Origin of the sequence: Mycobacterium ulcerans subsp. shinshuense (assembly GCF_002355775.1) — a bacterium.
GTDB lineage: Bacteria > Actinomycetota > Actinomycetes > Mycobacteriales > Mycobacteriaceae > Mycobacterium > Mycobacterium marinum.
The window spans coordinates 4,764,654-4,786,466 of record NZ_AP017624.1 but is presented as its reverse complement, the minus strand read 5'-3'; the positions used below and the strand labels follow the sequence as shown (position 1 = coordinate 4,786,466).

Sequence of the window (21,813 nt, the reverse complement as noted above, 5' to 3'; positions counted from 1 at the left end):
AGCTAAGCGGTAGCGACTGTCTTTCAAGATCATTCACCGAATCCGGAAATTGAACAGCGTGAAATATGTTGGTGTAATTTATATTCGGACCGGGCAGCAATTAGTTGCCGCTAGCGCAACAATTTTGCTCTTTGTGAAACCCGATCTTTGTTCTCGACAACGCCCGTAAAATCACCGTCATGACGAAAACCGCCACGCTGCCACCCGGACCTCGTCTTCCCCGCGCGGTGCAGGCTGCGCTCATGTTGCGGCACGCCCCGAGATTCCTCACCGCCTGCAAACGCCGCTACGGCAGCGTTTTCACGCTGCGCGTGGCGGGGCTGGGCACCATGGTCAATGTGACCGATCCGGTGGTGATCAAGAAGGTGTTCGCCGGAGATCCGCGCGTCTTTCATGCCGGCGAAGCCAACACGATGCTGGCCGGACTGCTCGGAGAGAGCTCGTTGCTGGTGGTCGACGACGATGTGCACCGTGACCGGCGTCGCATGATGCTGCCGCCCTTCCAACGTGAAGCCGTTGCGCACCAGGCTCAGCTGATGTCCGAGATCGCAGCGGAGAACATCGCCGGGTGGCCGGTGGGCCGGACCTTTGCGGTCGCTCCCAAGATGGCTGAGATCACCCTCGAGGTGATCCTGCGCACCGTGATCGGTGCCACCGACCCGGACCGGCTGGCCGCCCTGCGCAAGGTCATGCCGCGGCTACTCAACGTGGGGGCGTGGGAGACGCTGGCGCTTGCCAAGCCGGACCTGCTGAGTCGCCGTGCCTGGCGCCGGTTGCGCCGCGCTATCGACGAGGCCAACGAGCTGCTTTACGCCGAGATTGCCGAGCGGCGCGCCGACCCGAATCTCGCCGAACGCACCGACGTGCTGGCCACGCTGGTCCGGGCGGTCGACGGGGACACCGCCAAACCGTCGGGCCGGATGACCGACGAGGAACTACGCGACCAACTGATGACTCTGCTGGTAGCCGGGCACGACACCACGGCCACCGGCTTGGCCTGGGCGCTGGAGCGGCTGACCCGCCACCCGGCGATACTGGCCAAGGCGGTGCGGGCGGCCGAGGCCAGCGCGGCGGGTGATCCATCCGGCGACGAGTATCTCGACGCCCTGGCAAAAGAGACGCTGCGCATCCGCCCGGTGGTGTTCGACGTGGGCCGCATCCTGACCGAACCCACCGAGTTGGCCGGCTATCAACTGCCGGCCGGAACCATGGTGGTGGCCGGTATCGGTCTGGTGCACGCCAATGCCGAGGTGTATCCGGACCCGGACCGGTTCGACCCCGATCGGATGATCGACGCGACCCTGACCCCGACCACGTGGCTGCCGTTCGGCGGCGGAAATCGACGCTGCCTCGGGGCGACCTTCGCCATGGTCGAGATGCGGGTCGTGCTGCGCGAGATTCTGCGCCGGGTTGACTTGGCCACCATCACAGCACCCGACGAGCGCTACAAGCTCAAACACGTCATCTTGGTGCCGCACCGGGACGCGCGCATCCGTGTCCGCGCGATCACCGCGGTGTCACCGGCGGTGCCGGAGGCGCCGGGCTGCCCGGTCGCTCACGCCAAGTCGTAGTCGGGCAGTTCGAAGTCGTCGCGCACGCTACCGGCGAAAAGCGTTGCCAACGGGCCGATGTTCATCGTGCGCATCGCAATGTTGCGGAACCACAAACCAAATCGGGTGCGCGTGGCGAAAAACCTGATGAACCTGGCCGCCCCGGCCTGCTTGTCCGCGATGAAGGGGCGCAACTGCGCCTCGTAGGCATCGAAAGCGCGGCGGTGGTCGCCGCCGGCGCGCTCCAGTTCCCCGGCCAGCACATACGCCTCGGTCATGGCCAGACCGGTGCCCTCGCCGCCGAGCAGTGAGATGCACCCGGCCGCGTCTCCGATCAGCAGCACCCGATCGCGTGACCAGCGGTCCATCTTGATCTGGCTCACCACATCGAAGTAGAGGTCATCAACGTTGTCCAGTGCGGCCAAGATTTCATTACACTCCCAGCCGGCATCACCGAATTGGTTGCGCAACTGCTCTTTTGGTGTGAGGTCGGCGCCGTCGTGCTCATCGCGAAAGACGAACAGAAACATGGTGCGCGCGCCGCGCAGCGCAACGCGCCCCACTTGCTTTCCGGGAATGTTGTAGAGGACGTACGTCAGCTCGTCGCGCGGCCAGTAATCGTCAACCACGCAGGCCGCGACCTTGCAGCCAAGGTAGTGCTCATAGTCGTGCTCCGGTCCGAAAACCAGACGGCGCACGTTGGAGTGCAATCCGTCGGCGCCGATGAGTAGATCGAAATCGCGCGGCGCATTTTTCTCGAAGGTGAGATGGACGCCGTCGCTGTGCTGGTCGATGGCGGTGATGGAGTCGCCGAAAATCGTTTCGACCTTGTCCTCGACCGTGGCATAGATCGCGGCGGCCAGGTCACCGCGGGGCAGGCTGGTGAAATCCTCGCCGATCATCCGGCGAAAGACGTCCACGTTCAGGTCGGCCTTGACTTCGCCGCGGGAGCCGACCGAACGCAATCGCTCAATCTGGTATCCCGCGGCGCGGACCGGGTCCTCGATGCCCATTCGTTTGGCCGCCTGATAGCCAACGCCCCAAAAGTCGATCATGTAGCCGCCGGTACGGAGTTTCGGTGCCCGCTCGATCAATGTCGGGGTGTGGCCGGTTCGATGCAGCCAGTGGGCAAGTGCCGCTCCCGCTACGCCGGCGCCGCTGATCGCTACTTTCACACTGCAATTGTGCCCCGCGGCATGATTCTGTGTGCGGCGGGGATCACACCGCACGCCAGCAACGGCGGGGATGGCCGCTGCCCTCGCCTCGGTTCGGTTAGTGTTCGATATCGTGACGGCGCCGACCCGGGCGAAGCTGGCCGATGGCCGTGAGGTGCTCTTTTTCGCGTTGCCCGGGAACGTTCCGGCGCCGGTGGCCGACCGCCGCCCGCTGCCGCCACGGCATCCGCATCAATCGGAGTTGCGGTTCGACCGATCAACGGGGCAGTGGGTGATCGTCGCGGCCCTGCGTCAGGACCGCACCTACAAACCGCCGCCGGATCAGTGTCCGCTGTGTCCGAGCCCGACCGGGCTGACCAGCGAGGTGCCGGCGCGCGACTATGACGTCGTGGTCTTCGAGAACCGATTTCCGAGCCTGTCGGGCAGTGGTGGGCCGCCACCGGGTGGCGACGGCTTTGTGTCGGCGCCGGGCGATGGCCGCTGCGAGGTGATCTGCTTCTCCAGCGACCACGGCGGCTCGTTCGCCGATCTGCCGGCTCCGCATGCCCGCCTGGTCATCGAGGCGTGGCGGCATCGCACCGGCGACCTGATCGGTCAGCCGGGTATCGAGCAGGTGTTCTGCTTCGAGAACCGTGGTGAGGAAATCGGCGTGACCCTCACCCATCCGCACGGTCAGATCTACGGCTACCCGTTCCTCACCCCCCGCACCTCGGTCATGCTCGAGCAAGCCGGCCGGCATCGAATGCGGCACGGCTGCAATCTGTTCGAAGATCTGCTGGCACGCGAGGTTGCCGACGGTAGCCGCATCGTCGCCCGCGGTGACCGGTTCACCGCGTTCGTGCCGTTCGCCGCGCGCTGGCCGGTCGAGGTGCACATCTACCCGAATAGGTTCGTGCGCAACCTTGTTGATCTCGATGCCGCTGAGTGCAACGAGTTCACCGAGATCTATCTCGACGTGTTGCGCCGGTTCGACCGGATGTATTCGGGCCCGCTGCCCTACATTTCCGCGCTGCATCAATACCGCGACACCGAAGCCCAGCGCGAGGGCTATTTTCATGTGGAGCTGATGTCTATCCGTCGCAGCGCGACGGCGCTGAAATACCTCGCCGCCTCCGAGTCGGCGTTGGGCGCGTTCATCAGTGACGTGACACCGGAAACGGTGGCCGAGCGGCTGCGGGAACTCGGGTGACCATCCGCTACGCCGCACCGGGGCGGATCAATCTGATCGGGGAGCACACCGACTACAACCTGGGCTGGGCGCTGCCGATCGCGCTGCCGCAGCGCGCGGTGGCGACGCTTGTGCCCGACCACGGCGATGCGCTCACCGCCAGCAGCGACCTGATGGACGGCGCGGTGCGGATTCCGCTGGACACCGTGCCCGGTGGGGTGAGCGGCTGGGCCGGATACGTGGCCGGGGTGATCTGGGCGCTACGCTGCGCGGGTCATCCGGTGTCCGGTGGCGCGATATCGATCAGCAGCGACGTCGAGATCGGCTCGGGGCTCTCATCCTCGGCCGCGCTCGAGTGTGCGGTGCTGGGGGCGATCACGTCGGCGGCCGGTATCGAGATCGACCGGATCGAGCAGGCCCGGCTCGCGCAGCGGGCCGAAAACGAATACGTCGGGGCCCCAACGGGTTTACTCGACCAACTGGCCGCGCTTTTCGGGGCGCCGGCGACCGCGCTGCTGATCGACTTCCGGGACCTGAGCGTGCAGGCGGTCCAGTTTGATCCGGATGCCCACGGGGTTGCCCTACTGCTCATCGATTCCCGGGCCCGGCATCGGCACGCCGGCGGCGAATACGCGGCACGGCGCGCCTCGTGTGAGCGGGCGGCCAAGGCGCTGCACGCGCCGTCCTTGCGCGACGTCGCGGAGCTCTCGTCGCTGACCGCGATCGGCGACCCCATCGATGCTCGTCGCGCCCGCCACGTGCTGACCGAAAACCGGCGCGTGCATGAATTCGTTGCCGCGCTGCGTGATTGCGACTTCACCGCCGCCGGGCGCATCTTCACCGCCTCGCACGCGTCGATGCGCGACGACTTCGAAATCACCACCGAACACATCGACCTGATCGCCGATGCCGCGGTCCGCGCGGGTGCCCTGGGCGCCCGAATGACCGGCGGGGGGTTCGGCGGCTGCGTGATCGCCTTGGTGGTCGAAGCCGGAGTGGAAGCCGTGATCGCAGCGGTGCACCGCGAGGTGCGTGGCGCCGGTTACCCACCGCCGGCGATCTCCCGAGCCCATGCCGCGGCGGGAGCCGGCCCGCTGCGCGGCAACGCGCGAAGTTGAACTCGCCAGAGAGCCTAGACTCGGGCTATGAGCCAGCCCCGCCTGGTCGACCGGCGGAAACCGTCTCAGGAGAGCGCGCCATGCCGTTGGAAAATGCAGTCGTTCTGCCGGTGGATCCAGCCCAGAGCTTCGCGCTGTTCACCCGACCCGAAGACCTGCGGCGCTGGATGGCCATCACGGCTCGCATCGAGCCTTACGACGCGGGTGTGTACCGCTGGACGGTGACTCCGGGACACACCGCGGTGGGAGCCGTTGTCGAAGCGGACCCGGGTCAGCGGCTGGTCTTGTCCTGGGGCTGGGAAGGCCACGGCGATCCAGTGCCGGGGGAGTCGACGGTGACCGTCACGCTGGCGCCGGCCCCCGACGGCACCGAGATCCGGTTGGTCCACGAGGGGCTGACCGAGCAACAGGCCGCTCGTCACGCCGAGGGCTGGAGCCACTATCTGGATCGGCTGGTCCCCGCCGCCCTGCAGGGGGACGCCGGCCCCGATGAATGGGCGGCGGTTCCCGATCCGCTTGACGAATTATCCTGTGCGGAAGCGACATTGGCAGTGGTTCAGCACGTGCTGCGTGCGCTCGAGCCCGCCGACCTGGCGCGCCAAACGCCGTGCAGCCAATACGATGTCGTGCAGCTTGCCGACCACCTGATGCGTTCTCTGACGATCATCGGCAGCGCTGCCGGTGCACAGCTGCCACCGCGCGATCTGGATGCGCCCCTGGAAACCCAAGTGGCGGATGCGGGCCAGGCCGTGCTGGAAGCGTGGCGGCGACGGGGCGTGGACGGCACCGTCGAACTGAACGCCAACCAAGTTCCTGCCGCGGTGCCGGTGGGCATTCTCTGTCTGGAATTGCTGGTTCATGCTTGGGATTTCGCGTTCGCAACCGATCGGCGGGTGGTGGTGTCCGACACGGTGACCGAGTATGTGCTCACGGTCGCCGGCAAGGTGATCACCCCGGCAGCACGCAATTCCGCGGGCTTCGCCGCGCCGGTGGCGGTCGGCGCCTTTGCCCCGGTGCTTGATCGGCTGATCGCCTTCACCGGCCGCCGGCCGGTGCACCCAACGGGCTTGACCAGCCCGATACGGGCAGACCCGGGGAGCTAGAAGCTGCCGCCAGCGCCGCCAGGCCCACCTTGGCCGCCGGCTCCGCCGTTGCCGTCAACCACGGGGGGCCCCGACTGACCGGGATCGCCGGATTGGCCGTGGATGGCCAACGGGCCCAGGTGCGCGGTTCCGCCGGTGCCACCGGTTCCGCCCTTGCCGCCCGCGCCGCCGAACGAGAAGCCGATGGGGGCGTTGGAGCCCGTGCCGCCGTTGCCGCCGTCTCCGGCCGTCCCGAGGCCGTCGCCACCCTGGCCCCCGTTCCCGCCGGCCCCACCAGCACTGCCGTCGAACCCGGTCCCGCCGGCGCCGCCGGTCCCGCCGCCACCGCCGGCGCTGGTGCTGCTGGAGCCGCCGCTGCCGCCGTCGCCGGTGCCGCCGGGACCGAAGGCCGAGCCCAAACCCCCGTTCCCGCCGAATCCGCCCGTTCCGGCGCGGCCGGTTGCACCCGCCGCGCCAGTGCTACCCGGGATCAAACCGGTGCCGGGAGCGCCGCCCGCACCACCGGCTCCACCGTCGCCGCCGGTGCCGCCGTTACCACCGGTGCCGCCCGTCCCGGCCAGGCTGCTGAACAGCGTGCCGTCCGCGCCGCTGCCTCCGCTACCGCCGAAGCCGCCGTTTCCACCGGTGCCCCCGGCTCCGCCATTTCCGCCGGCGCCCTGGGCGCCATCCTGGGCCGTTGGCGAGATCGCCTTGCCGCCCGTCCCGCCATTTCCGCCTACGCCCCCGTTGCCGCCGGTGCCGCCGGTACCGCCGGTGCCGCCAGCGCCGCCGCGACCATCCCCGCCATTGTCGAAAGTGCCGTTGGCGCCGGTGCCGCCGGTGTTGCCGAACTGCCCCGCACCTCCAGTGCCACCGGACCCACCCTTGCCGCCGGCGCCGCCGTTGCCCGAGCTACTGCCCCCGCTGCCGCCGGCGCCGCCCTCGGCGCCGTTGCCGCCGATCCCGGGCCCGCCGCCCGCATTGACGTTGCCGCCGTTGCCGCCGTTGCCGCCGGTTCCGCCGCCCCCGCCGTTGCCGACCATCCCCGCGTCGCCGCCGGTGCCGCCGGTTCCGCCCATGGCCCCGTCGCGACCGGCGCCGCCGTTGCCGCCGTTGCCGCCGGTTCCGCCGCCTCCGCCGTCGCCGACCTGCCCGGCCGCGCCGCCGTTGCCGCCGCCCCGCCGATGCCGCCGGTGGCGCTGCTGGCCTTGCCGGTGCCGCCGGCGCCGCCGTTGCCGCCGTCACCGCCGGTTCCGCCCCCACCCTCCTGCAGCCCGGCGTCGCCTCCGGTACCGCCGGCGCCGCCGTTGCCGCCGCCTCCGCCGCTGCCCTGCGGGCTGGAGCCGCCCGCGCCGCCGTTGCCGCCGTGGCCGCCGGAACCGCCGTCGCCCATCAGCCAAGCCTTACCGCCGGCCCCGCCGGCCCCGCCCGCTCCGCCGTCGCTGGTTCCGATCAGGGCGTTGCCGCCGTTGCCGCCCTGGCCGCCATTGCCACCGTTTGCGACGACGTTGCCGGTGGCACCGTGTGCGCCCACGGTCAGCCCGGCGCCACCATCCCCGCCGGAACCGCCGACCCCCGCTGTCGCCACCATCGCCGCCGTTGCCGCCGGCCTGGCCGCCGAGGCCCGAAATGCTGCCGTCCGCGCCGTTGGCGCCACTGCCGCCGTTACCGCCCGCACCGCCGCCTCCGCCGTTACCGCCCGCGCCGCCGCCTTGGTTGCCGGTGGTGCTGCCCGCTCCGCCGTCGCCGCCAGCGCCGCCCTGCCCGCCAGTCCCGCCTGCACCGCCGTTGCCGCCGTCTTGACCGTCCACGCCGGTGCCGACGGTGGCGCCGTCGGCACCGATAGCGCCGCTGCCGCCGTTGCCCGCGTTGCCGCCGGCCCCGCCGTCTCCGCCGGCCCCACCCGCGCCTTGGGTCCCCGCCTTGCCGGTGAAGGTGGCCCCGCCGGCCCCGCCCGCCCCGCCCTGCCCACCGGTTCCTCCGGTCCCGCCGTTGCCGCCGTCTTGACCGTTGGCACCCGCGGTGGCGCCGGTGCCGCCGGTAGCGCCGTTGCCGCCGTCACCGCCGGTGCCCCCGACCCCACCGGCGCCGCCGTTGCCGCCGTCACCGGCAAAAAAGCCGCCGGAGCCGCCAGCGCCACCGTTGCCGCCGGTGCCACCGGGATCGCCGCCGGTGCCCGACGAGCCGGGGAAGCTGTTGGTCAGGCCCCCCAGGCCGGTCCCGCCGGCCCCGCCCGTCCCGCCGTCGCCGCCGTTGCCGACCAGGCCACCATTGCCACCACGACCGCCATTACCGCCGGTTTGGCCAAAGCCGGTGGCATCAGCGCCGTCGCCACCCTTTCCGCCGTTGCCGCCGCTGTGGGGGGTGGCGCCGTCGGAGCCGGTGGCCCCGTGGCTGCCGCCGCCGCTGTCGCCGCCGGCCCCACCGGTCCCGCCGATGCCAGGGGTACCGCCGTCGCCGCCATTGCCGCCGGTGCCGTTGTTGACGCCGCTGACTCCCTTGGCGCCGTTGCCCCCGTTACCCGCGGAGCCGCCCGCCCCGCCGTTGCCCCCGGCCCCACCCGTACCGTGGCCGCCGTCGTGACCCGTGGCCGCCAGCGCCAGACCGGCGGTCCCGCCGTTGCCGCCGGCTCCACCCGTGCCGCCCTTGCCCCCGTTACCGCCGGGCGAGCCGTCGGCGCCTGAGAAAGCCCCGTCAAAACCGTTGGTGCCGCTGCCGCCGGTCGCCCCGGCACCACCGTGTCCGCCCGCGCCACCATCACCGCCGTTACCGGCCTGGATGCCACCGTTTCCGCCGGCTCCGCCGGCCCCACCGTTTCCGCCGGCTCCGCCGGCCCCACCGTTTCCGCCGGCTCCGCCGGCCCCACCGTTGCCGCCGTTGCCGCCGGGATTGCTGGAAAATGGGGGTGCCCCCAGGAAGCCATTACCGCCGGCCCCACCGTTGCCGCCGTTGCCGCCGCTGGTGGGACTGTTGCCGGTGGCGCCGTCTGCGGCGCGCGCTCCGCCGGCACCGGTGCCGCCGGCTCCGCCGGCCCCGCCGACGCCCGGATTGCCCCCGTTGCCGCCGGAACTCCCGTCCCCCCCGCTGACGCCGGTAGCGCCGTCGCCGCCGTCACCGGCAGCCCCACCCGCGCCGCCGGATCCGCCCGTCCCACCGCCGCCGTGCGCACCCGCGAGGCCGAGCCAGCCGCTCTTGCCCCCGCCGCCACCATCCCCGCCGGCCCCGCCGGCCCCACCGTTGCCGCCATCCCCGCCGACCCCACCCAATCCGCCGAGGCCGCCGGCCCCGCCGGCCCCGCCATTACCGATCAACAGCCCGCCGGCGCCGCCGGCTCCGCCATCACCGCCGATGCCGCCGGCCCCGCCATCGGTGCCGGAAACATCCGCGCTGCTGGCCGTGGTTCCCGCGGTGCCGGCCACTCCGTGGCCGCCGGCCCCGCCGATGCCGAAGAGCCGGGCGGCCCCGCCGCTACCGCCCGCCCCGCCCAGCGCACCGGCTCCACCCTGCCCACCGATTCCACCGTTTCCGTAAAGCCATCCGCCGGCGCCGCCCTGCCCGCCGATGCCACCGGTTGCTCCCGCGGCGGCCCAACCGCCTGCCCCGCCGGTTCCGCCGGTCCCGAGCAGCCACGCCGAGCCGCCGGCGCCGCCGGCAGCACCGAGGCCGCCGGTTCCACCGCTGCCGCCGGAGCCAATGAATCCGGCGGCCCCGCCGTTGCCGCCGGACTGGCCGGGCGCTCCAGATCCGCCGGCGCCGCCATTGCCCCACAAGAGCCCGCCCGCCTGTCCGGTCTGTCCGGTACCGGGTGCGCCATCGGCGCCGTTGCCGATCAGTGGGCGACCGAACAGCGCCTGCGTCGGCGCGTTGATCAGCCCCAGCAGGTTCTGCTCGACGTTGGCCACTTCGCTGGCCGCATACCGACTCGCCGCCCGCGACAGCGCTTGCACAAACCCGTCATGAAACGTCGCAGCCTGCGCGCCAATGGCTTGATACGCCAGGGCGTGGGTGCCGAACAGCGAGGCGATGGCCGCCGACACCTCATCAGCGGCCGCGGGCAGCAAGTTGGTGGTCGAGGCGGCTGCCGCGGTGCTCACCGTATCGATCGCCGCACCAATCTTCGCTAGATCCGCGGCGGCCGCCGTCAACATCTGCGGCTCCACGACCGTGAACGACATGTGCCCCTCCGAGAGATCCTGGTAACCCGCTTATCGGCTTAGGTTCAATGCCAGTTAATGCCAGCAAGGCGTATTGCAGTCAGATGCGACGCTGCAGCCGAATGCATCCCGGTCGCGATGTTTCTGCTCGAAGAGTCCCACTCACAGGTAGGCGGCGAAAGGGCAAATTGCACAGTGCTCGGACGTGCGGTGGATGGGCCGATCGTCAAGGCCCGGACTTGCCGGGGGTGACTTTCCGTCCCTGGCGCGAGGACCTTTGGCCCTGCCCCGCATCCAGATTCGCCGCGTAGGAATGAGTCATGCGGCACAAAGCAGATCTGCCACCCGTTATCGATGTCGAGGTGAGCGCCCGCGGCGACTTGCCCGGTGCGGCCGAATACGCGCGCATCAAGATCGGCCAACTCGGCCGCTTGGCGCACCGGCCGGTGCTTTCTGCCCGCGTTCGAATCTCCCAGCATCCCGATCCGGCGGTGTCGCGACCGGTGGTCGCGCAGGCCAATTTCAACGTCGACGGGCGGTTGGTCCGCGCCCAGGTTCATGGCGCTACCGCGCAGGAGGCGATCGATCGGCTCGATGCGCGACTGCGGCGCCGGCTGGAGCGGGTGGCCGAGCACTGGGAGGCGCGACGCGGTCAGCAGCCCGACGCCGGTCGCGCCGAATGGCGGCACGAATCCGAGCCCCGGCAACGCGACACCTACTTTCCGCGTCCGCCCGAGGAACGCGAGGTCATCCGCCGCAAGTCGTTCACCATGGCGCCCTGCACGGTCGATGACGCCGCCACCGAAATGGGTTTGCTCGACTACGATTTCCACCTTTTCACCGAGCAGGGCACGGGCATGGCCGGCGTCCTCTACCGCGGCGGTCCGACCGGCTATCGGTTGGCGCTGGTTGCACCCGCTACCGCCGATCAGCTCAGCCCGTTCGAGCTGCCGCTGTCCATCAGCCCGCATCCGGCGCCCATTCTGACCGAGGCGGAGGCGGCCGAGCGACTTGGCGTCCTTGGTCTACCGTTTTTGTTCTTCATCGATGCCGCCCAGGGCCGCGCCGGGGTGCTATACCACCGCTATGACGGGCACTACGGGTTGATTACGCCGGCCGGTTAGCCGCGGAATTGCGGACCGACTCGGCAGCCGCGCCGGCGCGATTCACCCTGGCTGATCGTGCGCCATCAGGTCTGCGTCGGCGCCGAAATGGACGGCCGCGTTGACGACAGCACCTTCGATCCGGCGCAGCGAGTTCACCGCGGCCAGCAGGTGACGCGGATTGGACCCGGGGTCGGCCCGATCGAGGCCATCGGCGTGCTGCCTGACCACCGCCTCGGCCGCATCGAGGGAGCCGGCGGCGGGCGTGATGGCCACGTCCTGGGTCCCGTCGAGGGCAGTGACCAGCGCGTCGATGTTGCGCCGGATCTGGGCCGCCGCGGTCGTGATGGCATCGGAAAGTCCGTGGGGACATCCCGGATCCAGGTATTGCTCGCTTCGGCGGGCCAGAATCCGTGCGTAGCGGTCACAGATGGTGAGCAACCGCACCGAGTGCTGGATGCTTCTTCGGCCGGCGAATCCGGCGACACCAGCGAGCATCGGTTTGGTCGTGACCCGGAACTGCTGCAGGTCTCGGTCGAGTTCACGCGCCCGCTCGGTGGGGCTGTCGGTCACGTCGTCGTCGAACATGGTCGCGATGGAGATCTCGATCAATTCGGACAGCGTCGTCAAGAAGGCCCGGGTATCGCGGCGTACCACCGTGCCAATGGTGGTCGGCAGCACCAGGATTGCGACGGCAATGCCAATGACGGCGCCGATCACGGTCTCCTCGATCCGCAGCATCAGCACACCGAAGGTGAACTTGCCGAGCAGCCCGTAGAGCAGCGCCAGCATCGTGGTGATCCAGAACGTCATCAGGCTGTAGGTGACCTGCATGAAATAGACGGCGAAGAACAGGCACGCGAAGATCATGACGACCGAGAAGACCTTGTCGCCGGCGACCACCGTGGCGACCAGCACGCCGCAGGGCACGCCGAGCACGGTGCCCAGTAACCGCTGCCAACCCTTGGTGAGGGTTTCGCCCCACGAATTGGTGCCGGCAAAGACCACGAATGCCGCAATCACCGCCCAATACCAGTGCAGCGGCGAAACCAACTCACCGGTGACGATGGCCAGTGACGCCGCGATGCTGACCTGGATGGCTTGTCGTGTGGTGGGCGCCAGCCCGGCTTCGCCGGGCCCACCATCTGCCGCAGTGTCCTCGGGTACCGGCTGCACCACGTCGTTGTTGTCCGGATCGGGCGGGGCCGCGGTGGCATCACCGATGAGCTCGCGGACCTCCGAAGTGGCCGTCGCCGCGGCGACGATGGCCAGGCCGAGGCGGCGCACGGCGCCCTGGCTCGGGTCGTCGGTCGGGGCCGGGGCGGGCTGACCGTCCAGGAGCCGCTGAGCCCGGCTGGCGGCCTGGTGCAGGCCCTCGGTTCGCGGCCCCCGGATGGCCCACGCGAGTTGGGTAAGCGTGTCAGCCAGCTCGATACGGGTGGCGGCCGGTATCTCCTCGGCGATGGCCATGGCACGGTGGCCCGCGATGGCGACCCATTCGACCGAGAGTTCGGCGTCGAACAGCCACGGTGCGAGTTGCTCTGCGCTGATCCCCGGCCACAGCGTGGCGGGATGGGTCTTGTCCTCGATCTGGCTCTGCACCAGCAAAGCGGTCTCGTTGAGCCGGGCAATCCGGGCCCGCATGCGGCGGCGCCGCCGCTCATCGAGCCGACCCGCTCGCACGGTGTCGGCGGCGGTGTCCACCACGATCGCCATCCGCGCTCGCAGCGAGCGAATCGTGGCGCGCAGCACACTTTCTGGGCGGTCGGGCAGCACATAGGTGCTCATCACAAACGTGCACAGGGTGCCCACCAGCACGGCGCCGATCATCCAGGGCAACTGGGCCACCCCGGCCCGCAGATACAGGCTGAAGAAGTAGGCCATGAATGCGACCATGCCCAGCGCCCGTCCACGCGGCCCGAAGCGGCGGACATAGACCGCGGCGAACACGATCACCACGAACGCCACCTCGGCGGCGATCAGGTGCGGCGCGAGCAGCGCGGCCACGCTGATCGACAGCGCCGCGGGTACCGGCAGCAGCGCCATGGTGATCTGCTGTTGTCGGGAGTCGGGATCGTCGACGGAACGGGCCGCGATCATGGTGATGACGACACCGATCAGAGCGACGGTCAACGGCTGCCCGGTCGCCATCGTCAGCAGGTACAACACCAGCAGCGAACAGCCCAGCGCCGCGGTGGTCCGAGTGGCCATCCGTAGCCGCAGCAGTCCGGGGTCGGAGCCAATTGCCCAGCTCTGTGCCCGCTGCAAACGTGCCGCCATCGACTCCGGTATCCGGGTGTCAACGGCCGGCCGGCCCTGCACGTCATCTCGATGGGACACCCCGAACCATCCTTCTTGTGGTCTAGTCGCTGCTCACGACGTTACGGAAAGCATGCCGCGGATCGGGTGGATGGGCTCGCCGGGCGTCCCGCGCGGTACATATGAATGATGGACGGCTATCTGGACGTCCGGGCCTACGCCGAACTCGGCGACTTCCTGGAGCCCCAGGCACGCGGCGCGACCGTGCGCCGGCCGTTCCGCAGCCATCAGACGGTCAAGGATGTGCTGGAGGCGATGGGCATCCCGCACACCGAGATCGATCTCATCCTGGTGAACGGAGAACCCGCAGAGTTCGGCCACCGGCCGGCGGCCGGCGACCGGATCGCCATGTACCCAATGTTCGAGGCGCTCGACATCGGGCTGACCAGCAGGCTGCGGCCGGTGCCGCTGCGTCATCCACGGTTTGTGGTCGACGTCAATCTCGGTCGGCTCGCCCGGCTGATGCGACTACTCGGACTCGATGTTTGGTGGTCCAGCGTGGCCGACGACCCGGCGCTGGTCGACATCAGCCTGGCCGAGCAGCGGATCCTGCTCACCCGCGACCGCGGGCTGCTGAAGCGTCGTGCGGTCACCCATGGCCTGTTCGTGCACTCCCAGCAACCCCAGGAATAGCTGCTCGAAGTGATACGGCGATTGGACCTGCGGCAGCGGTTGGCGCCCCTGTCGCGCTGCGTGCGGTGCAACGGCCGCTTGGTCCCGGTTGCCAAGGAAGAGGTCATCGATCGCCTGGAGCCGCTGACTCGCCAGCACTACGACGATTTCAGCCGTTGCTCGGACTGCGGACGGATCTACTGGGCCGGCTCCCATCATGCCCGGCTGGCCGGGCTGGTGCAGGCAATCCTCGGCCAGCTGGCTAGCGGGCCGGCTCGGGCAGACTGAAGGTGGGCATCGTCATTTTCCAGACACAGGATTTGTCGATGTCGCGGCTCGGATCGTCGACGAATGCCGTCACGATCGACTGGGCGCACGCCGAATTCGACAGGACACCATGGCCCACCCCGGGAAACCGCACCAGCTGCGAGTTGCCCAGCCCGGGGGTGATCTCATGGGCCCACTGTGGCGCGGTGCTGGAGTCGAACGTGCCCGACAGGATGAGGGTGGGCACCCCGCTGGACACCGACAGACGCTCGGCAGTGTCGGATCTACCCAACCCCCAGGCGGCGCACTCGCGGAAGATCCCACTGCCGGTCGGGGTGATGCGCAGCACCGAATCGGGCAGGCCGGGGATCGCTGTTCGTGCCCGCGACAGCGCCTGCTCCGGCGTGGTCCAGTTAGCCATCTCCTGGCAGTAGGTGCCCAGCGCCAGACCGGCGCCCAGCAGGCCGCGTTGCTCGGGTGGCGGGACAGTCTCGGCAATCCCGGCGGCGGCGAGCCTGCCCTCACCCCTGGCCAGCGCGAATATCATCCGCGGAATGTCGGTCACCTTGGCTGGGTCGGCGCTCCAGCTGAGCACCAGGGGCACCACCTTGAACCCATCGATAGTGACCTGCACCGGGTCGCCGTTGGCATCAGAGGTGCTGACCTTCAAGGGTTTCCGGCTCAGCGTGCTGACCACGTTGACGAACACCGTTGCCAGATCCGGATAGGCTTGCGCGCACCCGGGTTGGTCATTGCACGCTCCAATGATCGCGGCCAGGCCGCTTGCGGGGGCTTGCCACCAGCGGTCGATCAGGTTGAACGACGTCGGGACCACCGAGTCCAACACCATCGACCGGATGCCTTCGCGGTGGGTACGCAGCAGCTGCTGCGCCAGGTCGCTGCCGTATGAGACCCCGTAGATGTTCCACTTCTCGATGCCCAGTTGCTTGCGTAGCGCAGCGATGTCCGCCGCGTTCTCCCGTGAGCTGTAGGACGCCAGATGAAAGCCCTCAGCCACCAGCCTGTTTCGGCATGCGGTGACGGCCGCCGCGTCCAGATCCGCGGTAGCCGGGGCCTCGAAGTCCAAATCGAGGGCCCGCACCGCGAAGTCATCCATTTCCGGACAGCTCAGGTGTGGATCGCTGTGTAGGGTGCCGCGCTGGTTGACGAAGATGACGTCGCGGTCGGCGTTCAAACCGCCGGCGACAACCCGGGGTGCGCTCAGTGTTGCGGCGCCCCCGGGTCCACCCGCGAGGTAGACGATGGGGTCGGCCTTGGGCTTGTCGCTGACCGCTTTTACCCGTGCCACCAGGAGTCGGATGGTGCGACTCTGCGGATCGAGGCGATTTTCCGGGACGGTGAGATAACCGCAGCTGTAGTTGGCTCCCAGCTCCGCCTGGGGCACGCCGGGAAAATTCGGCTCCGGACATGGCGCCGCGTCGTAGTGAGTCTTTTGGCGCCCACCGCCACACGCGACCAGGCTCACCGCTATCACCACACACAACAGCCAGGCCATGGTCCCGCGTAGAACATGGGAAGCGTTATTTCACAATGTATTTCGCACGGTTTCTGAAGTGTCACCCGGCCGGAGTCAACTTGATCGCGGCAAACTGCAGCCGGTCGACGGCCTCGGTGAACTCCTCGAGCGTGGGGATCCGCCGGTCGCGAAACTTCAAACCCATCATCCGCTGCGCGCGGCGCGGGCCGTAAGACCGGGCACATCGCAGACACAGGTCGGCGACCACGTCCGGGTCCCGGATGAGGTCGCCGCGCATGGCGGTCGTCTTCCCGTTGTGCACTACCTGGGCGGTGGCGCCACCGCTGAAGTTGTACTTCCATGCGGCGCCGGTCAGGGCGTACAGCACGTTGTCGATGACATGGGCGCTCAACGGAAGTGAGATGTACCGTCCCGACTTGCGGCCGGTGAAGTCGAGCACCATCAGCTGGTTGCCCAGTGAGCCGGCGAGCGGTGTGCGCAAGAGAAAACCGAGCACCGGGTTGATGGCACGAAGTAGTGCTGACGGTGGATGCCCCGCCTCCACCGGATACGACTGCTCTGTCATGCAAACACCGTAGGACAACACGATGGTGCGCGGCAGTGCCGCCGCGAGTGCAGCTCTGTTCGGCGATCACGCCGGCCCCGCCCAGCAGCGTCGCAGTGGCAGGCACCCACCGATCAGAAGATCGAGTCGACCTGGTCCGCGATGGGGTTGCCGGCGGCGTCGCGGACCGGTCCTTTCGACCCGTCGGAGTTGACGAACGCCTGCCCACACGGATACGGCGGGTGCTGGGGGAGCGGGTCCATGAACATCGGGTTGACGGCCCACTTGCCGCCTTTGGCGTACAGGCCGTCGTAGGCCCGGCACATGAGCTCGGCTTTGTTGCGGTTGATGGCCAGTGACACCGCGGTCGCGTCGCCCACGAAGGTGGCGTCGCTGTTCGAGTCACCCGCAGCAAGCACCTGGCGACGGTCCTGCGGGAGTTGGTCGAAGGCTTGCGGGCCGTCAACGCCGAAGATGACTTGATTGGCCCAACAACGCTTGCCGTCGGCAAACGGCACCACCGAATCCTCGCCGTCGCGAACCCCGCCGCAGCCGAGGAGATGAGCGGTCAGTTTCCCGGATCGGTCGGCAACGCTGCGGACGCCCACGACGTGCTGGTCATCGATGCCCACTTCGCCCGCCCACACCTTGATGACCGGTTCGGGAGATGCCGACACCACCCAGGCGTCGATGCCATGGGCCTGCAGAGTCGCGATGAGGTCTTTGATCTGCGGATAGACGCGAATGTAGCCGTCGACATCCTCAGTGCCCACCTTCTGGGTGGCGCCGACATTGGCGGCGAGGTTCTGTTGCTTTGCCGCGGCGGCGAATTGGGCGAGTTCCTCGGCGCTGTAGCCGGCCGACAGCGCGTTGCCCCAGGCGTAGGAACCCTCCAGGCGACGCGCGTCACTGCCGGCAAAAGCGGGCCGTCCCGTCGTCGTTTGGCCCCCAAGAAGCGACAGGATCTCGTCCGCGCACAACGCATTGCTGCTGGTCGGAAGCGGCTCGCCGGCGGGCGCATCCTTGCCGCAAGCCGCACTCAGCGCGTCGGCGGCCGCATCGGTCAGGTAGCGCCCCGTGTTGTGCCAATCCTGGTTGGCGGGCTGCAGCACCAAATCGTGCGTCAGCATGTAGTAATTGGTCGCATAACCGATGTCGTTCTTGACGACGGTGTTGTCCCAGTCGAAGATCGCGACCTTGTGTGCAGCGCCGTCGGCGGTGCCGGTGCACTTGCTGTTGGCATTGATGGCGGATTGCAGAAACTCGCGTACGCCGTCATGCCATTCAAGGGACGCGTCGAGTTCACGACAGCCGGACCCGTGATCGCCGGATGCTGGGCTGGTGGGTCGATCGGTCGAGCAACCGCTGACGCCGCCAAGCAGAGTCGCCACTGCCAACAGCGCAACGATGAGTCGGGTCGGTGGTATCAATGGGCGCTCTTCGTCATGTCAACGAACACCGGCCAGCGGCTTGATCGGAAGCTGAGTCGCTTGTCCGACCTGACGATTGTGACTGATTGCGGGTCGGCCTGCCCCGCAAGGCGACGGCGCCACGCCGGCCTGGCGGACGGGATAGGAAAAACGCACCGCGGAGTGCGTGCAGCTCCGCGGTGCGTTTTGGTTGGCGCGCCCGGCTAGGGGGTGATCTTGGTCTGGTCGTCGATCACGCCGGTGGCATCCATCAACACGTCTTGCTCGCTGTCGAGGGCATCGGCGTCGAGCTGAAGCACGAACAGGCCGTCCTGGCTGGGGATCACCACCGTCTTCTGCGCGACCGCCCGCTGCTTGCCGTTCTTGGTGTAGGAACCGCCGAGCTGCCATGCCTGGAAGCCGCTGAGTGTGGAGGCACTGCCGTTGTTGCTGCCCTCGTACCCGGGCAGGTTTTTCAGCTCGCCCGGGGCGAATTCGAGAATCTTGGCGGCCTCGACGTTGCCGGTGAGTTTGGACAAGATCGCCACGATGGTGGGCGGGTCGTTGGGATCAGCGGGTTGGGTGTAGGCGATGCCACCGTAGGGTGCGCCCGAGCCTTCGGGTAGCAGTTGCCAGCCGTCGGGTACCGGCAGATCGATGTTCGGGGATCCGGGGTCGCCGTGGTGCACGGGGGTTTCCTGGATGTCGTTGTCCCGGATGTAGTCAGCGATCGTGTAGTTGGCTTGGGCGCCCGGTGTTGGGCTGGTCGCCGACGTCGTGGTGGACGTCGACGTGGACGTGGACGTGGACGTCGATGTGGAGGTCTTGTTGTCACTCGTCGTGCCAGACCCGCAGGCAACCAGCGTCAGGCTTAGCGCCGCAGTTGCCAGCACCGCGGTGAGGTCCTTCATGTCTTGCATCTCCTGAATTTTGGGGCCCCGGTATCTGCTCCGGCGACATCCGGACCGACATTAGCCCAACCGGTGCGCAGCGTTGCGGCAATGCCCCAACTACCGGTGCTAACGGTGTCGAGCCGGCGGATGCCGGCGGTTGCCCTGGAACCGATCGCCGAAAATGTGATGGCGCGCATTGTCCTGTCATCGGCCTGGATTAATGCCGAAATCCCCACAGGAAGGCTCGGCGTGCAGTAATGAGACACGTATGCGGTCACCGAGGTTGCTGCGGGGCCTTGCTGCGCTCCTCGCGGTGCTGGGCCTGTTGCTGCCGTTGATTGCGGCCGCGCCGCCGCGTGCCTACGACGGGGAACCGTCGTTGGTGGCTAACCCCGTCGACTACGTCGACACGCTGGTCGGCACCGGGACCGGGGGCGAGATCGTCGGGGAGATCAACAATTTCCCCGGCGCAGCGGTGCCGTTTGGCATGGTGCAGTACTCGCCGGACACCACCGACAACTATGCCGGCTACGACTACCAGAATCCCCGTTCCACCGGGTTCAGCATGACGCACGCCTCGGTGGGCTGCGCTGCCTTCGGCGACATTTCGGTGTTGCCCACCACCACCGCGATCAGTGTGCAACCTTGGCGCGGGGCCGAGCGGATTGTCCACGATGACAGCGAAGTGGGGGTCCCCGGCTATTACTCGGTGCACTTTCCGGCCACCGGGGTGACCGCGGAGCTCACTGCCACCACCCGCACCGGCTTCGGCCGGTTCAGCTACCCGCGCGATGGCCGGCCGGCCTTGCTGCGGGTGCAGTCCGGGGCGTCGCTGGCGGGCAACTCGCGCTCGACAATCCAGCTCGGGGCGGACAACACCACGATCACCGGTTCGGCGACCAGCGGCGGATTCTGCGGCAAGAACAACACCTACACCGTGTACGTCGCGATGAAGTTCAACCAGCCGTTCATCTCCTACGGCGCGTGGGACGGCTACGCCGTCTACGCCGGGGTCCGCGGCGCGCATTCCCGGCGCAGCGGGGCTTATGTGGAGTTTCCGTCCGGCGCCGCACTCGAGGTGCAAACCGCGATCTCCTACGTGGGCATCGACGGCGCACGAGCGAACCTCGCGGTCGAGGGGGCGGCGAGTTTCGACGATGTTCGCACCGCCGCCGCGAGGGAGTGGAACGCGGCGCTGCTGCGCATCGCGGTGGCCGGCCGTGACCCCGACGAACTGGTGACCTTCTACAGCTGCCTCTACCGTTCACTGTTGCACCCCAACACCTTCAACGATGCCGACGGTCGATACCTCGGGTTTGACGGTGCCATTCACACGGTGCCCCAGGGCCATATCCAATATGCCAATTTCTCCGACTGGGACACCTATCGCAGCCTGGCCGCTCTGCAAGGGCTGCTCTTCCCCAGCCAGGCCAGCGACATGGCCCAGTCACTGGTCAACGACGCAGAGCAGAGCGGTGCGTTTCCGCGCTGGCCCCTTGCGAATTCGTCGACGGGCATGATGACCGGGGACAATGCGGTGCCGCTGATCGTAAATCTCTATACCTTCGGCGCCAAGGACTTCGACGTTCACACCGCGCTGCGTTACATGGTGAACGCGGCGACGCGGGGCGGCGTCGGCCTCAATGGTTATGTCGAGCGGCCGGGAATCACCACCTACCAAGAGTTGGGTTTCGGGCCGCAGGTGAGCGAATTCGCTACCGGCGGGCGCATCGCGGGCGCATCGATCACCCTGGAATGGGCCATCGACGACTTCACCATCTCCCGATTCGCGCAGGCGTTGGGCGACGACAAGACCGCCGCCGAATTCCAGCACCGGTCGCAGTACTGGCAGAACCTGTTCAACCCCAGCACCGGTTTCATCTCGCCACGGGATCGGATGGGATTCTTCCCCGACGGCCCGGGATTCACCGAGATCCCGGAGGGGTTTGGTCAGGACGGATTCGACGAGGGCAACGCCGAGCAATATCTGTGGATGGTGCCGCAAAACATCGCCGGCCTGGTGACAGCGCTGGGCGGCCGTGCGGCGGCGGAAAACCGGCTGGATCGCTTCACCAAGAAGCTCAACGTGGGCCCAAACCAGCCCTACCTGTGGGCCGGCAATGAGCCGGGTTTCGGGGTGCCGTGGATCTACAACTACCTGGGAGCGCCGTGGAAGACGCAGCGGACGGTCAACCGAGTGCGCGGCCTGTTCGCGGCCACGCCCGACGGCGCGCCCGGCAACGACGATCTGGGCGCGCTGTCCAGCTGGTATGTCTGGGCGGCCCTCGGTCTGTATCCGATCACGGCGGGGACTCCGATCCTGACGGTGAATACCCCATTGTTTGACCGGGCCGTAATCAGCCTCCCCGCAGACAAATTCATCCGGCTTTCCGCGCCCGGCGCGTCCGCGCCCAGCCACATGAGGTACATCAGTGGGCTGCGCATCAACGGTGCGGCCACTGACCAGACCTATCTTCCGGAGTCGATCATCACGACAGGCGGCGACGTCGCCTTCGAGCTTGCCGCCGTTCCCAACAAGCATTGGGGTAGCGGACCGTCATCGGAGCCACCGTCGTTCGGCGCGGGCGGCTCGGCGGTGACGGTCAATGTCCCGCAACCCATCATCAGGATTGCGCCCGGAACGACACGAACCGTCAGGGTCGACCTACAACGGATGATCACCGGCATAGACGAGTTCACCATCACCGGAGAGTCCTCGACCGGCGGGATCACGGTGGTACCCACCTCGGGACGATTCGCCGAGAATGGATCGGCCACGACCCGGGTCGGAATCACGGTGGACAAGTCGGTCGACAACGAGTACTACCTGACGTATCTGACCACCACCGCCGGTGCAACCAGCCGGACATCGACCGTGCTGGTTGTGGTCCTCGGCTATGACGAGTGACCCGCGCGCGCCG

14 protein-coding genes and 1 pseudogene are annotated in these 21,813 nt (G+C 68.4%); 7 read left to right on the top strand and 8 right to left on the bottom strand.

Annotated features, from left to right (window positions below):
* Nucleotides 1–179 precede the first annotated feature (179 nt).
* On the top strand, nucleotides 180–1,571 hold the full coding sequence (locus SHTP_RS21385; RefSeq protein ID WP_096371717.1) for a cytochrome P450: 1,392 nt from the start codon (nucleotides 180–182) through the stop codon (nucleotides 1,569–1,571).
* Here SHTP_RS21385 and SHTP_RS21380 read toward each other — a convergent pair.
* On the bottom strand, nucleotides 1,556–2,725 hold the full coding sequence (locus tag SHTP_RS21380) for an FAD-binding domain (RefSeq protein ID WP_096371716.1): 1,170 nt from the start codon (nucleotides 2,723–2,725) through the stop codon (nucleotides 1,556–1,558). The two genes, SHTP_RS21385 and SHTP_RS21380, sit on opposite strands and share 16 nt — an antisense overlap.
* Before the next feature lie 100 nt (nucleotides 2,726–2,825).
* On the opposite strand from SHTP_RS21380, the gene galT reads away from it, so the two are divergent.
* The 3 genes from galT to SHTP_RS21365 are packed head-to-tail and all read left to right on the top strand — an operon-like array spanning nucleotide 2,826 to nucleotide 6,114.
* Nucleotides 2,826–3,914: a galactose-1-phosphate uridylyltransferase gene (galT, locus tag SHTP_RS21375; protein WP_172900577.1), complete on the top strand. Its 1,089-nt coding sequence runs from the start codon at nucleotides 2,826–2,828 to the stop codon at nucleotides 3,912–3,914.
* Nucleotides 3,911–5,011 carry a galactokinase gene (locus SHTP_RS21370; RefSeq protein ID WP_096371714.1) on the top strand — a complete coding sequence of 367 codons (1,101 nt, stop codon included), beginning with the start codon at nucleotides 3,911–3,913 and terminating at the stop codon, nucleotides 5,009–5,011. The genes galT and SHTP_RS21370 overlap by 4 nt, the downstream gene beginning before the upstream one ends.
* Nucleotides 5,008–6,114, top strand: a complete 1,107-nt coding sequence (locus tag SHTP_RS21365; RefSeq protein WP_231991178.1) for a TIGR03086 family metal-binding protein — start codon at nucleotides 5,008–5,010, stop codon at nucleotides 6,112–6,114. Before SHTP_RS21370 ends, SHTP_RS21365 begins: the two co-directional genes overlap by 4 nt.
* Here the strand turns inward: SHTP_RS21365 and SHTP_RS30505 are convergent.
* Both SHTP_RS30505 and SHTP_RS29890 read right to left on the bottom strand, forming a co-directional pair.
* Nucleotides 6,111–7,172 (bottom strand): PE-PGRS family protein, encoded by a 1,062-nt coding sequence (locus SHTP_RS30505; RefSeq protein WP_157759939.1) that lies wholly within the window; start codon nucleotides 7,170–7,172, stop codon nucleotides 6,111–6,113. The two genes, SHTP_RS21365 and SHTP_RS30505, sit on opposite strands and share 4 nt — an antisense overlap.
* 324 nt (nucleotides 7,173–7,496) lie before the next feature.
* Entirely contained in the window at nucleotides 7,497–10,268 is a 2,772-nt protein-coding gene (locus tag SHTP_RS29890; protein ID WP_157759938.1) for a PE family protein, read from the bottom strand.
* A gap of 299 nt (nucleotides 10,269–10,567) precedes the next feature.
* Between SHTP_RS29890 and SHTP_RS21355 the strand changes: the two genes are divergently transcribed.
* Nucleotides 10,568–11,371 carry a sigma 54 modulation/S30EA ribosomal C-terminal domain-containing protein gene (locus SHTP_RS21355; protein ID WP_096371712.1) on the top strand — a complete coding sequence of 268 codons (804 nt, stop codon included), beginning with the start codon at nucleotides 10,568–10,570 and terminating at the stop codon, nucleotides 11,369–11,371.
* 42 nt (nucleotides 11,372–11,413) lie between these two features.
* Here the strand turns inward: SHTP_RS21355 and SHTP_RS21350 are convergent, their stop codons facing one another.
* Complete coding sequence (locus SHTP_RS21350; RefSeq protein WP_172900692.1) at nucleotides 11,414–13,630, bottom strand: FUSC family protein; 2,217 nt, start codon at nucleotides 13,628–13,630, stop codon at nucleotides 11,414–11,416.
* A gap of 168 nt (nucleotides 13,631–13,798) precedes the next feature.
* Here SHTP_RS21350 and SHTP_RS21345 point away from each other — a divergent pair.
* Nucleotides 13,799–14,569, top strand: a pseudogene (locus SHTP_RS21345) (Mut7-C RNAse domain-containing protein).
* On the opposite strand, the gene SHTP_RS21340 reads toward SHTP_RS21345, so the two are convergent.
* The 4 genes from SHTP_RS21340 to lpqN form a co-directional block, all read right to left on the bottom strand.
* Complete coding sequence (locus tag SHTP_RS21340; protein ID WP_096371710.1) at nucleotides 14,544–16,064, bottom strand: alpha/beta fold hydrolase; 1,521 nt, start codon at nucleotides 16,062–16,064, stop codon at nucleotides 14,544–14,546. The pseudogene SHTP_RS21345 and the gene SHTP_RS21340 overlap by 26 nt on opposite strands.
* Nucleotides 16,065–16,125: 61 nt before the next feature.
* Nucleotides 16,126–16,611 (bottom strand): hypothetical protein, encoded by a 486-nt coding sequence (locus tag SHTP_RS21335; protein ID WP_096371709.1) that lies wholly within the window; start codon nucleotides 16,609–16,611, stop codon nucleotides 16,126–16,128.
* Between the two features lie 113 nt (nucleotides 16,612–16,724).
* Entirely contained in the window at nucleotides 16,725–18,020 is a 1,296-nt protein-coding gene (locus SHTP_RS21330; protein WP_096371708.1) for a haloacid dehalogenase-like hydrolase, read from the bottom strand.
* A gap of 203 nt (nucleotides 18,021–18,223) precedes the next feature.
* Nucleotides 18,224–18,910: an envelope biogenesis lipoprotein LpqN gene (lpqN, locus tag SHTP_RS21325; protein ID WP_096372600.1), complete on the bottom strand. Its 687-nt coding sequence runs from the start codon at nucleotides 18,908–18,910 to the stop codon at nucleotides 18,224–18,226.
* Between the two features lie 250 nt (nucleotides 18,911–19,160).
* On the opposite strand from lpqN, the gene SHTP_RS21320 reads away from it, so the two are divergent.
* Complete coding sequence (locus tag SHTP_RS21320; RefSeq protein ID WP_096371707.1) at nucleotides 19,161–21,800, top strand: GH92 family glycosyl hydrolase; 2,640 nt, start codon at nucleotides 19,161–19,163, stop codon at nucleotides 21,798–21,800.
* Nucleotides 21,801–21,813 lie beyond the last annotated feature (13 nt).

What these genes read in the sequence shown, in the direction of transcription:
- SHTP_RS21350 (WP_172900692.1), bottom strand. Translation starts at nt 13,630, where the DNA reads ATGGCGGCACGTTTGCAGCGGGCACAGAGCTGGGCAATTGGCTCCGAC.
- SHTP_RS21335 (WP_096371709.1), bottom strand. Translation starts at nt 16,611, where the DNA reads ATGACAGAGCAGTCGTATCCGGTGGAGGCGGGGCATCCACCGTCAGCA.
- lpqN (WP_096372600.1), bottom strand. Translation starts at nt 18,910, where the DNA reads ATGAAGGACCTCACCGCGGTGCTGGCAACTGCGGCGCTAAGCCTGACG.
- SHTP_RS21355 (WP_096371712.1), top strand. Translation starts at nt 10,568, where the DNA reads ATGCGGCACAAAGCAGATCTGCCACCCGTTATCGATGTCGAGGTGAGC.
- SHTP_RS21340 (WP_096371710.1), bottom strand. Translation starts at nt 16,064, where the DNA reads ATGGCCTGGCTGTTGTGTGTGGTGATAGCGGTGAGCCTGGTCGCGTGT.
- SHTP_RS21385 (WP_096371717.1), top strand. Translation starts at nt 180, where the DNA reads ATGACGAAAACCGCCACGCTGCCACCCGGACCTCGTCTTCCCCGCGCG.
- SHTP_RS29890 (WP_157759938.1), bottom strand. Translation starts at nt 10,268, where the DNA reads ATGTCGTTCACGGTCGTGGAGCCGCAGATGTTGACGGCGGCCGCCGCG.
- SHTP_RS21320 (WP_096371707.1), top strand. Translation starts at nt 19,161, where the DNA reads ATGCGGTCACCGAGGTTGCTGCGGGGCCTTGCTGCGCTCCTCGCGGTG.
- SHTP_RS30505 (WP_157759939.1), bottom strand. Translation starts at nt 7,172, where the DNA reads ATGGGCGGAACCGGCGGCACCGGCGGCGACGCGGGGATGGTCGGCAAC.